This window comes from Micromonospora sp. NBC_00860 (assembly GCF_045207375.1).
GTDB lineage: Bacteria > Actinomycetota > Actinomycetes > Mycobacteriales > Micromonosporaceae > Micromonospora > Micromonospora vinacea.
This window is the reverse complement of sequence record NZ_CP108825.1, coordinates 3,321,324-3,334,918: the sequence shown is the minus strand read 5'-3', so window position 1 is coordinate 3,334,918 and position 13,595 is coordinate 3,321,324. Positions and strand designations below refer to the sequence as shown.

Here is a 13,595-nt window from a genome sequence, read left to right as displayed (position 1 = left end):
CCGTGTGGGCGAACTCGTTTCCCAGCTTCGATTCGCCGGCGTCACGGGTGATTGGGGTCAGCGTATGGGCGACGAATTGGGGGCAGCTACCGCCGATTGCTGTCCCGAACACAAGCGCGCCTGTCCGGGCTGCTCACCGGCTTGTTCGGACTTGTTCGAACGCTCGTCAGGACGTGGGCGACCGTTCCTGGTTCAGCAGAACAGCGCGCATCTCGAACAGCGTCCAACAGACGTCATGGGTGTGCCGATTGCTGCGTGAGTGTCAGTTGGCCGAGTTCCTGGGTGCATCGGGTGAGCGCGACGTAGAGGCCGTTCCAGCCGCGCGGTTCGGCGGCGATGCCCTGAGGGTCGATGAGCAGCGTCGTGTCCCATTCCAATCCCTTGGACTGGGTCGCGGTGAGCACCGGCACATCACTGAGCACGGCTGAGAGTTCGGCGATGCGGGTCGCGGGGGCGATGACGCCGACCGTGCCGCCGTGCCACCGGAGCCGCAACTGCCGCACCGCTTCGACGGCGGCGCCGGCAAGCTCAGCGGGGGTGATGGCGAGCTCCCAGGGGGCGATGCCGGAGGAACGGACCGCTCGTGGCGGCGTGTTGTGGCTGCCAGCCCTCTTCAAGACCGGTTCGGTGAGGTCCATGACCTCGCGCGGGGTCCGGTAGCAGATGGTGAGTTCCGCGCCGGTCCAGCGGTCTCCGAAGGCAGCCTGCACCGCTTGTGCCCACGTGGTGTGCCGGTGGGCTGCCTCGGCCTGGTCGATGTCGCCGACGGCGGTGATGGAGCGACTGGGACAACGCCGGAGAACCATCTGCCACTGCATCTCGGACAGCTCCTGCGCCTCGTCGATGACGACGTGGCCGTACACCCAGCCGCGCTGGCGGCGAGCCCGTTCGGCGAGGAACTCGCCCTGTGGTTGAGGGGTGTCGACCTCGCCGAGCAGGTCGGCGAGGGCGTCGAGCAGCGGGATGTCGCTTGATGCCCAGGGGGCGGGCTCGGCGGCGACGGCGGTGATCTCCTCGGGGGACAGCTGCGGGGTGAACCGGGCCAGCAGGGCGCGGTCGGTCAGGAAATCACCCAGCAGGGTCTCGGGGTCGAGGGTGGGCCACCATGCCTCGATGAACCGGGCGATGGTGGCGTTCTCGGCGATACGACAACGGAGCTGCTCGACCTCCTCCTCGGAAAGTAGTCCGTCGACGTCACTGCCGGTGGACGTCCGGGTGGGCTGGTGGTCCTGCTCCATGCTCCTGTCGACGCGGGCGAGGATGTCCTCGAAGCCCTCCTCCATCTCTTCCATCAGCGCCTCGCGCTGCTCGGCGACGACATCGGCAAGGAGGTGGTGCAACTGCTCGGCGAACACCGCGCGGGCGCGGTGGTACGGGCGTCCCTGCACCGCCGAGGCGAGCGCCTGCGCCACCGTTGCGGGCGGGATGACGTAGAAGTCGCCCTCCCAGCGCAGCTTCAGCTCGCGCGGCCGGGGGAGCAGCGACGCGACGTAGCTTTCGAGCGCGGGCTGCCAGAGGGCGCGGCCCTTGATCTCGGCGAGAAGCCGACTCTCGTCGCGGCCCACCTGGACGTCGGCCAGCAGCGTGTCGCAGGTCGCCGAGACGACGGCGGTCTCACCGAGCGCGGGCAGCACCTGGGCGATGTACTGGAGGAACCGCGGCGACGGGCCCAGGACCAGGACCGCCTGGTCGGCCAGCTTGCGGTAGGTGAACAGCAGGTACGCGACGCGATGCAGGGCCACCACGGTCTTGCCCGTGCCGGGACCGCCCTGGACGACCAGCGGGCCGGTCGCCTCCGCCCGGATGATGTCGTCCTGTTCGCGTTGCAGGGTGGAGATCGCCGTCGACATGTGACCGGTGCGCCGCTGGCCGAGGGCGGCAAGTAGGGCGCCTTCGCCGACGAGTTCCGCCGTTGTGGTCCCGTCCAGGGGCTCGTCGTCCACGCCGACGACGGCCGATCCCGTCGTACGGATGTGCCGGCGCCGCGCCTGACCCTGTGGGTCGACGGCCGTAGCGGTGTAGAACGGCCGAGCTGCGGGAGCCCGCCAGTCCACCAGCAGTGGCTCACCGCCCTCGCCGTCGTTGCGGAGACCGACACGGCCCACGTGGCGCACTGTGCCATCAAGGCCGTCGAGGCGGCCGAAGACCAGCCCTTCCTCTGCTCGCCGTAGCTCGTCGTACTGCTGCCGGAGCATGCGCTGCCGAGCCCGCTCCAACGCGTCCTGGGCCTCTGACGACAGCTCGACCTGTAGGTGATCGGCCAGCCTGTCGCGCCGGGCCGTGGCCACATCCAGAAATGCCTGTTCCTCGGCGACCGCGGATCGGCGCGCGGCACCCTCTGCGGTAGAGGTCGGCGGTTGGCCGTCAGGTGCTCCTTCGCCGACGCCAGCAGTGCCGTTGCTCAGAGCAGACTTCCGGTGCATTCGCAAATCCTTGTATCGGGGTAACCCTCGGCCCGGATGAGCCGCAGCGCATTCGGCGGCAAGCATAGAGTTGCTTTCCCTCACCGGCCAGGAGATTCGCCGGCAGAGATCGGTATCTCAATGCCTTGCAGTTCCGAGGTTGCCTGTGGCCTCACCAACCTCGATTCGCATATTGACAGTTCGGTCTTCATCTGTTCTGCGGGTGCGTTCCGAGGGTGTTGGCAGGCGGGCTCCGGGCCGAAGTCGTCGTCGGGTCAGAGGCGGTACCGCGTCGGTCTGGCTGGTGCGGCACGATGGCGGCGTGTCGATGGAACGCGTTGAGGCTCCGGCCCCGCTGTTGACCTGGCTTGCGGACCGTCCTGCTTGGGAGGCAACCACCGGATATGACGCCGCTGGTTGGCAATCGTCGACCTGGATTCTTCATGCGATGTACGAGAATTCCAGCATCGGAGGCGAGGAGAGCCTTGATGCCCTGTTGGACACCCTAAGTCGTTGTTCGATCGACGGCCCCGGGACCGACTGCGTCGCCTTCTACGCGTCCTTGCCGGCCGGTGACTTCGACAACCCTCACGTGTGGCGGGGGCCGTTGTCAGCAGTCCCCGAACTGCTCGAAGAACGCGGAGGGCCCTATGCGTTCTCAGCGACGAATCTGTGGCCCACGGATCGGTCCTGGTTCGTCTGGACGGACTACGACCTACTGGCCACCAAGGTCAGCGGGGCCGGGCCCCTGGTCGAGGCGGTCAAGAGCCACCCCGCTCTCGAGACGGTGGACTGGTCCACGCAACCACGCTGAGTTGACCTGCGGCTGATGTTGGGCCGAGATCGCGCGGCCCGAAAGCGATTACCTAGTCGGAGGGCTGTCTCGCGCAGGTCAGCTCAACGTGAAGGACGCGTCGTCGACGTCGAAGGCGGTCGCACCGTTGCCGGCCGTCTCGCTGGCGAGGAAGCTGACCGTCGCGGTGCGCTCGGCCGTCGCGGTGCCGCTCGACATGACGTACTGCCGCCACTGCGCCCCGCCGTCGAAGGCCAGCGAGAACCTCGTCTTCGGTGGTATCCCGGTGACCGCCAGTCCGACGTTCAGGTAGTCGCCGCGGCTGGTCTCCGTGGTGGTGGTCCGCACCCAGAAGCGGACCGTCAGGTCGCAGTTGGCCGGCACAGTGACGGTGGTGCGCAGCAGGTCGGCACGGGTCACGTCCAACCCGGCGAAGGTGGCGTACGCGCGGCCGGTGTGCGCGGGCCGGGCCGCGTCGCCGAACACGACGATGCGGGGGCCGGCCGTCCAGCCGGTGGTGCCACGCTCGAACCCCGGGTTCGGGTGGATCTGCCCGGTGCAGGGCGGGTCGGCGGCTGGCTGGCCATGGGATGCGCTGCCCGTGGCCAGGAGCAGCAGGGCCGCGGCCGAGACGGTGGTGACGAAGGCCTTCATCGGTTCCCCCGTGTCCATACATTCGAGATGGTCGATGCATGTCGACGATGCGGGATGGACGTGGGCGCGTCAAGCTCTTCCCGCCGTCGGCTCCGTGCCGGCGGCGGGCTGACCGAACCTGCTGGCGCTACCGGCGGCGGCGGGCGTCGGCCTCGGTGTCGAGCAGGTCGTTGAGCGTCAGCGCGGAGTTGATCAGAGAGAGGTGGCTGAACGCCTGGGGATAGTTGCCGATCTGCTCCCCGGTCGCGGCGATCTCCTCGGCGTAGAGGCCGAGGTGGTTGCTGAAGGTGAACATCTTCTCGAACGTGAGTCGGGCGTCGTCGAGGCGACCGGAACGGGCCAGCGCCTCGACGTACCAGAAGGTGCACATGTTGAAGGTGCCCTCGTGGCCGGGGAGACCGTCGGGGGAGTGGACCGGGTCGTACCGGTGGACCAGGCTGTCGGAGACCAGTTCGCGCTCGATCGCCTGCAGGGTGGACTGCCACAGTGGGTCGCTCGGCGTGACGAAGCCGACCGCCGGCATGGCGAGCAGCGCCGCGTCCAGCACTGTCTCGTCGTACGCCTGCACGAAGGTGCCGCGGCCCCGGTTGTATCCGCGCTCCATGACCTGGTTGTAGATGCGGTTGCGCTGCTCGGTCCAGCAGGTCATGTCCCCGGGCCGGCCGGTGCGGGTGGCCAGCCTGATGGCCCGGTCCAGCGCGACCCAGGACATCACCCGACCGAAGGTGTAGTTGCGGGGGTGGTGGCGGCTCTCCCAGATGCCGGCGTCGGGCTGGTCCCAGTTGTGGCAGAGCCAGTCGACCAGCCGGACGGTGCTCTTCCACACCTGGTGCGAGACGCGGATGCCCTGCTCGTCGGCGAGGTGCATGGCGTAGAGCGCCTCGCCGTGGATGTCGAGCTGCAGTTGGTCGGCGGCGCCGTTGCCGATCCGCACCGGCCGGGAGCCGCGATAGCCCTCCAGGTGGTCCAGCACCTCCTCGTGCAGGTCGGAGGAGCCGTCCACCCGGTACATGATCTTGAGTGGATCCTGGTGGTCGCCGGCCTCGCGGATCCGCTCGTCCAGCCAGTTCATGTACCGGCTGACCTCCTCGGTGAAGCCGAGGCCGAGCAGCGCGTGCACCGAGAACGACGTGTCGCGGACCCAGGTGTAGCGGTAGTCCCAGTTGCGCGTCCCGCCGACCAGCTCCGGCAGCGCGGCGGTGGGAGCGGCGATCATCGCGCCGGTGGGCGCGTACGTCATGAGTTTCAGCGTGATGGCGGAGCGCTCGACCATCTCCCGCCAGCGACCGGTGTAGCGGGAGCGTTCAAGCCAGCGCCGCCAGTAGTCCCGGGTCCACTCGAACATGGCCTGGATCTCTTCCGGCGGGATGACGCGCGGCTCCGCACCGGCGGTCTCCAGGACCACCCCGCCGGTGTCGCCCTCGTTCAGCGTGCCGTACGCGACCAGGTCGCCGCCCTCAAGGTGGACGTCACCCTGTTCGGAGATCAACCGCCGCACCGGGTCGACCGGGTTGAACGTCAGCGTCGCCGACCGGCTGCGGAAGACGTAACCGTTGTGGTGGCGTTCCAGCCGATGCTCTTCGCGGGCGTAGTCGAACCGGGGCCGGCACTCCACCCGGAAGCGCATGCTGCCTCGGACCATGGTGACGATGCGGACCAGCCGGTGCGCGTCGGTGGCCCGCTCGCCGGTGACCGGCATGAAGTCCATCACCTCGGCCACCCCGTCGGCGCTGATGAACCGGGTGATCAGGATGGGGGTGCCGGGAAGGTAGAGCTGCTTCGTCACGTACCGCACGTCGTGCGGAGCGATCTGGAAGTAGCCGCCCTTCTCCTTGTCCAGCAGCGCGGCGAAGATGCTCGGCGAGTCGAACCGCGGCGCGCAGAACCAGTCGACAGTCCCGTCGCACGTGACCAGCGCGGCGGTCTGCAGGTCGCCGATGAGGCCGTGATCCTCGATCGCCGGATAGCTGTCCACGTCTCTCCCCGGTTCGGCGGCGTCCTGCGCATCGAACCTAGGGGGAAGAATTGTCGACTTAGGTGAGATTCACGTTTCGCCACCCTGTCGCGTGCCCAACCCACCTCGACCGCCGGCGGGTCACCTCACCTACCTGATCCGACCGGGCACGAGGAGTGCGGGCTGACGGTCCCTGCGCGAAGATCATCGGAGCAGGTCACCCGTTCCTGCTCGTCGGGTAACCGCTCGCACCGGCATGAGGGGGCAGTTGTGGCCAGGAACAAGCCGCCGTTCGCGATGAAGGCGATGCTCAGGCTGGAACGCGGCACCGGGAACGCCGCCGCCACTCTGCGCCGATACGCCCCGCTCGCCGACGAGCTCGGCGCCGACGGGGTGGACGTCGACGTCGAACGCGCTGACGTGCTGCTGTCGGGCCGCCTCGTCGCGGTCAGTGAGGAACGCGCCATGCACGCCATGGCACGCCCGCTGCTGCACCGCTTCGGGTGGCGCGAGCAGGACTTCGTCTTCTCGAAGAACGTCCGCTACGCCGAAACCCTCGAAGCCCCGTCCGACCCGCCGGCCACCCACCTGGTGATCAACCGGGCCGACCAGGAGCTGGGCTGGGAGGGCGCGACCCACGGCACCGGGCGAACCCCCGACCGCACCTTGGACATCGGACCGACCGAGGCCGAGTTCGTCGCCCGGCTCTTCGTCACCGTCCCGGCGACCACGATCGCCGGGACGGTGGAGGCGCTGGAGCCGTGGCTGGCCCGCGTCGAGCCCGCTGCGGTCGGCGTCGACCCGGGTCGCGCGGCCCTGTTGTTCCTCGCCCGCGCCGACCTGCGGACCGAGTCGGAGACGCTCGGCCTGGGCCCGGTCGAGACCGGCCGCATCGAGGCGGATGCCGACCACGTCATCGAGACCGCGACGGCCGCCGACGGCACGACCCTCTGGCTGCGCCGCGGTACCGACCCGGTCTCCCGGCACTGGCCCGGCATCATCGAGATCCGGGAGATGGTGATCGACGACTCCTACCCGGTCTAGGGCCCGGCCCCGGGCGTCAGTGCAGCGGGCGGCAGGAGGAACGGATGACCAGCTCGGTGGGGAGCCGGATGTGGGTGTCGCGTTCGACGCCGGCGATCAGGTCGACCAGCAGGCGCAACGCCTCGGCGCCCATCCGCTGTAGCGGCTGCATGATGGTCGTCAGCGGCGGGTTGACCAGCGCCGACTCCGGTACGTTGTCGAAGCCGATCACCGACAGGTCGTCGGGCACCGAGAGGCCCATGTCGCGGGCCACGTTCATCGTGGAGATCGCGGAGAGGTCGTTACCCGCGAAGATCGCGCTCGGCCGGTCGGTGAGGGCGAGAAGCTCCGCGGCCGTGCCGGCGGCGCTCTCGATCCGGAAACCGCCGACGCGGACGAGCCGCTCGTCCACCGGCACGCCGGCTTCGGCCATCGCACTGCGGAAGCCGGCCTCGCGCAGCTGCGCCGACTTCAGATCGGTGCGTCCACTGATGTGCCCGATCCGCGTGTGGCCGAGGGACAGTAGGTAGTTTGTCGCCAGCACGGCGCCGGCGAAGTTGTCCGAATCGACAGTGGGCAGGTCGGACGGCCCGGTGTGCGGGTCCACGGCCACCACGTGGAAGCTGTGTTCGGTCTCGACCACTGTCGGCGTGACGATCACGGCACCGTCGATGAGAGTGCCGGAGAGCCGGGCGAGTGAGCGCCGCTCCCACCCCACGGCGGCACCTTCGCCGTCACCGCTGGAGTAGGCCAACAGCTGGTAACCACTGCCGGCGACCTCCTGCGACGCCCCCTTGAGCAGCTCGGTCGAGAACGGCTCGAACTCGGCGACCAGGATGCCGAGCACGTTGGTGCGGTGGCTGCGCAGGCTCTGCGCCCCCAGGCTCGCCTCGTAGCCGAGCTCGTGGATGACCTGCTGGACGCGCTCCACGGTCGCCTGGGCCACGCCGTAGCGGCCGTTGACAACCTTGGACACGGTCGCGACCGAGACGCCGGCAGTACGTGCCACATCCGACATCTTGACGCGCTGCTGAAACACCACGTCGATGATGATAGGGCCCCGTCGGGGGTGCGTCGTCAGCGACTCGAAAACGTTATCGATACCGATTGACATCAAGTTACATGACTGTAAAACTTCGCCGCAGGCCGAGTACCGCGACTGACTAGTCGAGGAGACATCGATGGCAATTAAGCGGCGTGCGAGTGCCGTCCTGGCACTGTTAATGACAAGTGTTCTCGTGGTCGCCGGGTGTAGCGGCGGCGGCGAAGAGGCGGCCCCTCAAGGCGAGCTGTACAAGGACCCGGTGACCCTGACCTGGTGGCACAACGCCTCACAGGACGGGCCCGGCAAGACCTACTGGGAGAAGGTCGCCAAGGACTTCTCCGCACTCCACCCCACCGTCAAGATCGAGATCGAGGCGATCGAGACGAACCAACTCCAGCGCACCCGGCTCCCTGCCGCGCTGCTGAGCAGCGACCCGCCGGACATCTTCCAGGCCTGGGGCGGCGGCGAGATGACCGAGCAGGTCGAGGCCGACTACCTCAAGGACATCACCGACCAGGCCAAGACCGAGGTCGGCAACATCGGCAGCGCCGCGGAGATCTGGCAGGTCAAGGGCAAGCAGTACGGCCTACCGTTCCGGATGGGCATCGAGGGCGTCTGGTACAACAAGGAGATGTTCGCCAGGGCGGGCATCGCGGCGCCGCCGACCACCTTCGAGGAGCTCAACGCCGCGGTCACCAAGCTCAAGGCGATCAACGTCATTCCGATCGCCGTGGGTGCCGGTGACAAGTGGCCGGCCGCGCACTGGTGGTACAACATGGCGCTGCGCGCCTGCTCTGTCGACACCCTCAAGAAGGCATCGGCGGAGAAGAACTTCGACGACCCGTGCTTCGTGAAGGCCGGCCAGGACCTGAAGGCCTTCATCGACACCAAGCCGTTCCAGCCGAACTTCATCGCCACCCCGGGCCAGAACGATCCGACCAGCGCCAACGGCATGCTCGCCAACGGCAAGGCCGCGATGGAGCTCATGGGTGACTGGAACCGCGGCACGCTGGACACCGTGGCTACGGACAAGACGAAGCTCGCCTCGTTCCTCGGCTGGTTCCCGGTGCCGGCGATCTCCGGTTCCCCGGGTGACCCGAAGGCGGCCCTCGGCGGTGGCGACGGGTTCTCCTGTGCCAAGAACGCCCCGGCCGAGTGCGTCGAGTTCCTCAAGTACATCGTGAGCCCCGAGGTGCAGAAGGGCTACGCCGATACCGGCACCGGTCTTCCCGTCGTCAAGGGTGCGGCGGACGCCGTGAAGGACCCCGCGCTGAAGTCCATCCTGGAGGCCACCTCCGGGGCGAGCTACGTCCAGCTCTGGCTGGACACGGCCTACGGCAGCACCGTCGGCACCGCGATGAACGACGCGATCGTCGCCATCTTCGCCGGCAACGGGACGCCTGAGAAGGTCGTCTCGGCGATGAAGGCGGCCGCAAGCAAGTGACCTCCGCCAACCAGATCCGTATGCCCGCCGGCGGCGCTTCCGCGTCGCCGGCGGGCCCCCGCGAGGCCGGGCGCGACTCCGCCCGCCGTGCCGACAACCGCCGCAAGTGGTACGAGATCATCGGGCTCACCACGCCGGCCGTCGTCATCTACGTGATGTTCGTGCTGGTGCCAATGGGCTTCGCGGTCTACTACAGCCTGTTCCGGTGGCGCGGTGTCGGGCCTCCCACCGAGTTCGTGGGCCTGCGCAACTACACCCTCGCCTTCCAGGATCCGATCTTCCTCGACGCGTTGCGCAACAACGCCATCATCGTGTTCGGGTCGCTGCTGATCCAGGGCCCGATCGCCCTGGGCGTCGCCCTGCTGCTCAACCGTCGCTTCCGTGGGCGGGCCGTGTTCCGCCTGCTGGTGTTCGTGCCGTACGTGCTGGCCGAGGTCACCGTCGGCATCATGTGGAAGCTGCTGCTGACCGGCGACGGCACCGTCGACGCGCTGCTGCGGTCCCTGGGAATGGGCGGCCTTGTGCAGGCCTGGCTGGCGGACCTGGATGTGGTCATCTGGACCCTGCTTGCCGTCCTCACCTGGAAGTATGTCGGCTTCGCCATCATCCTGCTCCTCGCCGGACTGTCCAATGTGCCCGACGAGCTGACCGAGGCCGCCGCCATCGACGGCGCGAGCTGGTGGCAGATCCAGCGGCACGTCACGATCCCGCTGCTCGGCCCGACGATCCGGATCTGGATGTTCCTGTCCATGATCGGCTCACTGCAGATCTTCGACATGATCTGGGTGACCTCGGTGCCCGCGGTGCGGTCCCTCGGCGCATCGGCCACCATGGCGACGTACATGGTGGACAACGGGTTCTTCGCCCGGCTCTGGGGCTACGGCAACGCCGTGGCGGTAATCCTGTTCGTCATCTCGTTCGTGGCGGCGCTGCTGTTCCAGCGGTTCCTGCTCCGCCGCGACATCGAGGGCGCCATCACCGGAAGGGCGAAGTGACGATGGCCGTGAACTCGGTTCTCCCCCCGTCCACCGGACGCCGCCAGGTCTCCTGGGGCACGCCGCTCACCTACGCGCTCGCCCTCGCGATCGCGGCAGTGTCGATCGCCCCGGTCATCTACGTGGTCATCGGCGGTTTCCGCACCACCCCGCAGATCGTCGCGGACCCGGCCGGCCTACCCGACCCGTTCGTCTGGGACAACTACGCCAGGGTGCTGACCCAGAGCAACTTCTGGCAACAGGCGTTCAACAGCGCGGTCATCGCCCTGGGCACCACGCTGGCAGTGGTCGTCCTCGGGATGGCCGCCGCGTTCGTGCTCGCCCGCTACAGCTTCCGCGGGCGGGAAGGGCTCTACACCTTCTTCACCCTCGGCCTGCTGTTTCCGGCCGGTGCGGCGATCCTGCCGCTCTACCTCATGCTGCGTGACCTGAACCTGGTCAACTCCTACTACGCGGTGATCCTGCCGCAGGTCGCCTTCTCACTGCCACTGACGATCGTGATCCTGCGTCCCTTCCTCTCGGCGATCCCGAGAGAGTTGGAGGACGCCGCCTCGATCGACGGTGCGAGTCGGCTCGGTTTCCTCTGGCGCATCGCGATGCCACTGTCGCGGCCCGCGCTCGTCACCGTTGGCGTCCTGGCATTCGTGGCGAGCTGGAACTCGTTCCTGCTGCCGCTGCTCGTGCTCAGCGATGTCAACCTGCACACCCTGCCGCTGGGCGTGCAGAACTTCTCCAGCCAGTACACGACCGACACGGCAGGCGTACTCGCCTTCACCTCGCTGGCGATGCTGCCAGCACTGCTCTTCTTCACACTCGCGGAGAAGCAGATCGTCGGTGGTCTGCAGGGCGCGGTAAAGGGCTGAGCGGCAGCGGTACGAGCACACCAGAGGAAGGCACAGCATGACTCAGGTCCACACGGTAGTGGGCGGGCCGGCGCCGGCTCAGTCAGGTCCGGAGCACGGCCGACCGGACGGGCACGACGGCGAGGCCCGCCTGCGCGATCTCCTCGGCCGAATGACGATCGAGGAGAAGATCGCCCAGCTCGTCGGCTTCTGGGAGAAGGAAGACGGCGAGGCGGTGGCACCGATGCAGGGAGAGTTCGGCGGGAACGCCAAGCTCGAGGAGTTCTCCCGGCACGGGCTCGGTCACCTCACCCGCACCTACGGCACCCGCCCCGTGGACGCGGCCGAACACGCGGCCTGGTTGTGGAAGTTCCAGCGCGACCTGGTCACCGGGACGCGGCTCGGCATCCCGGCGATCGTCCACGAGGAGTGCCTCACCGGGCTCTCGGCGTGGAAGGCCGCCACCTTCCCCACCCCGCTGGCCTGGGGCGCCGCGTTCGACCCCGAACTGGTCACCGAGATGGCCGCGGCGATCGGCGCCTCGATGCGGGCCCTGGGCATCCACCAGGGGCTCTCTCCGGTGCTCGACGTGATCCGTGACCCCCGCTGGGGCCGGGTGGACGAGTGCATCGCCGAAGACCCGTACCTGGTCGGCACCATCGGCACGTCGTACGTGCGCGGCCTCCAGTCGCAGGGGGTGCACGCCACCCTCAAGCACTTCGCCGGTTACTCCGCCTCGCGCGCCGGGCGTAACTTCGGCCCTGTGCACATCGGTCGCCGGGAACTGGCCGACGTACTGCTCCCCCCGTTCGAGATGGCGATCATCGACGGTGACGCCCGCAGTGTCATGCACTCGTACGCCGAGATCGACGGGATGCCCGTCGCCGCCGACCCGACCATGCTGACCGGCGTCCTGCGGGACCAGTGGGGCTTCGACGGCACTGTGGTGGCCGACTACTACGGGGTCGCGTTCCTGAACCTGTTGCACCACGTGGCGAGCGATCACGCGGAGGCGGCCGGGCAGGCGCTGACTGCCGGCCTCGACGTCGAACTGCCGACCGGCGACGCCTATCTGACCCTGGGGGAGTCGGTGCGGGCGGGCACGCTCGACGAGGCGCTCATCGACCGCGCGGTGCTGCGGGTACTGCGCCAGAAGCTGGACCTGGGTCTGCTCGACGCGACCTTCAGCGACGAGCCGCCCCCGGCGATCGACCTCGACTCGCCGGAGCACCGGTCGATCGCCCGCCGGCTCGCCGAGGAATCGGTCGTGCTGGTCGCCAACCGGGATGTGCTGCCGCTGCCGGCGGGGCGACGGGTGGCCCTCATCGGCCCGAACGCCGACCGGCAGAGTGCGCTCTTCGGGTGCTACTCGTTCCTCAACCACGTCCTCGTCCAGCATCCCGGCGTGGAGACCGGCATCGAGGTGTCGACAGTGCTCGACGCCGTGCGGGCCGAGTTCGGCGGCGATCTCGTCACCTGGGCACGCGGCTGCGACGTGGACACCGACGACCGGTCCGGCTTCGACGAGGCCGTCACCACGGCCTCCGATGCGGACGTCGCCGTCCTGGTCGTCGGCGACCACGCCGGCCTCTTCGGGCGTGGCACCGTCGGCGAAGGCTGCGACCGGGACGACCTGGAACTGCCCGGCGTCCAGCGCGAACTGGTCGAGTCGGTGCTGGCGACCGGCACACCTGTCGTCCTCGTGTTGCTCACCGGCCGGCCGTACGCCCTTGGTTGGGCGCTCTCACGCTGCGCGGCGGTGGTGCAGGCGTTCTTCCCGGGTGAGGAGGGCGCCGGGGCGATCGCGGGAGTGCTCTCCGGGCGGGTCAACCCGTCGGGCCGGCTGCCGGTCACCCTGCCCGGGTCGGCCGGCGCGCAGCCGTACTCCTACCTGCACCCCACCCTCGGCGCGGGGAACGCGGGGACGAACCTGCTGGCGACGCCCGTGGCGCCGTTCGGCCACGGCCTGTCCTACACGACGTTCGCGTACGGCGATCTCACCGTGCCCAGCACGGTGCCTACCGACGGGTCGGTAGGGGTGACCGTGCGGGTGACGAACACCGGTACGGTCGCCGGCGACGACGTGGTCCAGCTCTACGGTCGCGACCTGGTCGCCTCGGTGACCCGGCCGGTCGCGCAGCTGCTCGGCTACCGGCGGGTCCACCTGGAACCGGGCCAGTCCGTCACTGTCGAGTTGACGGTGCCCACCACCCGCCTGGCCTTCTCCGACCGCACGTTCACCCGCGTCGTGGAACCCGGTGACGTCGAACTCTGGGTCGGCACCAGCGTGCGGCGGGACACCCAGGCGGTGACCACACTTGTCGGTGACACCGTCCCGGTCACCAACGCCTCCCCACGCTGGACCACCACCGACGTTCGCTGAGAGCCGGTTCGCCGACTGTCCCCAGTGGACAGTCGGCGGGCCGGTCCCAGCCGCGCCGGG

At 68.8% G+C, this 13,595-nt stretch carries 10 protein-coding genes; 6 read left to right on the top strand and 4 right to left on the bottom strand.

From position 1 onward, the window contains the following. Window positions 1-233: 233 nt before the first annotated feature. The gene (locus OH804_RS15345) at window positions 234-2,423 is read right to left on the bottom strand and encodes a HelD family protein (RefSeq protein WP_406065959.1); all 2,190 of its coding nucleotides are present in this window, start codon (window positions 2,421-2,423) and stop codon (window positions 234-236) included. A gap of 301 nt (window positions 2,424-2,724) precedes the next feature. Here OH804_RS15345 and OH804_RS15340 point away from each other — a divergent pair, with 301 nt between their 5' ends. Beyond that, complete coding sequence (locus tag OH804_RS15340) at window positions 2,725-3,216, top strand: hypothetical protein (protein ID WP_406065957.1); 492 nt, start codon at window positions 2,725-2,727, stop codon at window positions 3,214-3,216. Window positions 3,217-3,294: 78 nt separating this feature from the next. On the opposite strand, the gene OH804_RS15335 is transcribed toward OH804_RS15340, so the two are convergent. Then, window positions 3,295-3,849 (bottom strand): hypothetical protein, encoded by a 555-nt coding sequence (locus OH804_RS15335; RefSeq protein WP_406065955.1) that lies wholly within the window; start codon window positions 3,847-3,849, stop codon window positions 3,295-3,297. Window positions 3,850-3,976: 127 nt separating this feature from the next. Continuing rightward, a complete protein-coding gene (locus tag OH804_RS15330) occupies window positions 3,977-5,824 on the bottom strand; it encodes a glycoside hydrolase family 15 protein (RefSeq protein WP_196922472.1) in 1,848 nt (615 codons plus the stop codon). Window positions 5,825-6,073: 249 nt separating this feature from the next. Between OH804_RS15330 and OH804_RS15325 the strand changes: the two genes are divergently transcribed. After that, on the top strand, window positions 6,074-6,847 hold the full coding sequence (locus OH804_RS15325; protein WP_406065953.1) for a hypothetical protein: 774 nt from the start codon (window positions 6,074-6,076) through the stop codon (window positions 6,845-6,847). A 16-nt stretch (window positions 6,848-6,863) separates the two neighbouring features. Here OH804_RS15325 and OH804_RS15320 read toward each other — a convergent pair whose 3' ends face one another. Further along, window positions 6,864-7,868 (bottom strand): LacI family DNA-binding transcriptional regulator, encoded by a 1,005-nt coding sequence (locus tag OH804_RS15320; protein ID WP_196922474.1) that lies wholly within the window; start codon window positions 7,866-7,868, stop codon window positions 6,864-6,866. Window positions 7,869-8,130: 262 nt separating this feature from the next. On the opposite strand from OH804_RS15320, the gene OH804_RS15315 reads away from it, so the two are divergent. From OH804_RS15315 to OH804_RS15300, 4 genes are read left to right on the top strand one after another with little or no spacing between them, the layout of a single operon-like run. Next, the gene (locus OH804_RS15315) at window positions 8,131-9,315 is read left to right on the top strand and encodes an extracellular solute-binding protein (RefSeq protein WP_406065951.1); all 1,185 of its coding nucleotides are present in this window, start codon (window positions 8,131-8,133) and stop codon (window positions 9,313-9,315) included. Continuing rightward, the gene (locus OH804_RS15310; RefSeq protein WP_196922476.1) at window positions 9,312-10,310 is read left to right on the top strand and encodes a carbohydrate ABC transporter permease; all 999 of its coding nucleotides are present in this window, start codon (window positions 9,312-9,314) and stop codon (window positions 10,308-10,310) included. Before OH804_RS15315 ends, OH804_RS15310 begins: the two co-directional genes overlap by 4 nt. Window positions 10,311-10,312: 2 nt before the next feature. Then, window positions 10,313-11,173 (top strand): carbohydrate ABC transporter permease, encoded by an 861-nt coding sequence (locus OH804_RS15305; protein ID WP_196922477.1) that lies wholly within the window; start codon window positions 10,313-10,315, stop codon window positions 11,171-11,173. A 37-nt stretch (window positions 11,174-11,210) separates the two neighbouring features. Further along, window positions 11,211-13,535, top strand: a complete 2,325-nt coding sequence (locus OH804_RS15300) for a glycoside hydrolase family 3 N-terminal domain-containing protein (RefSeq protein WP_406065948.1) — start codon at window positions 11,211-11,213, stop codon at window positions 13,533-13,535. The last annotated feature ends 60 nt before the right edge of the window (window positions 13,536-13,595 follow it).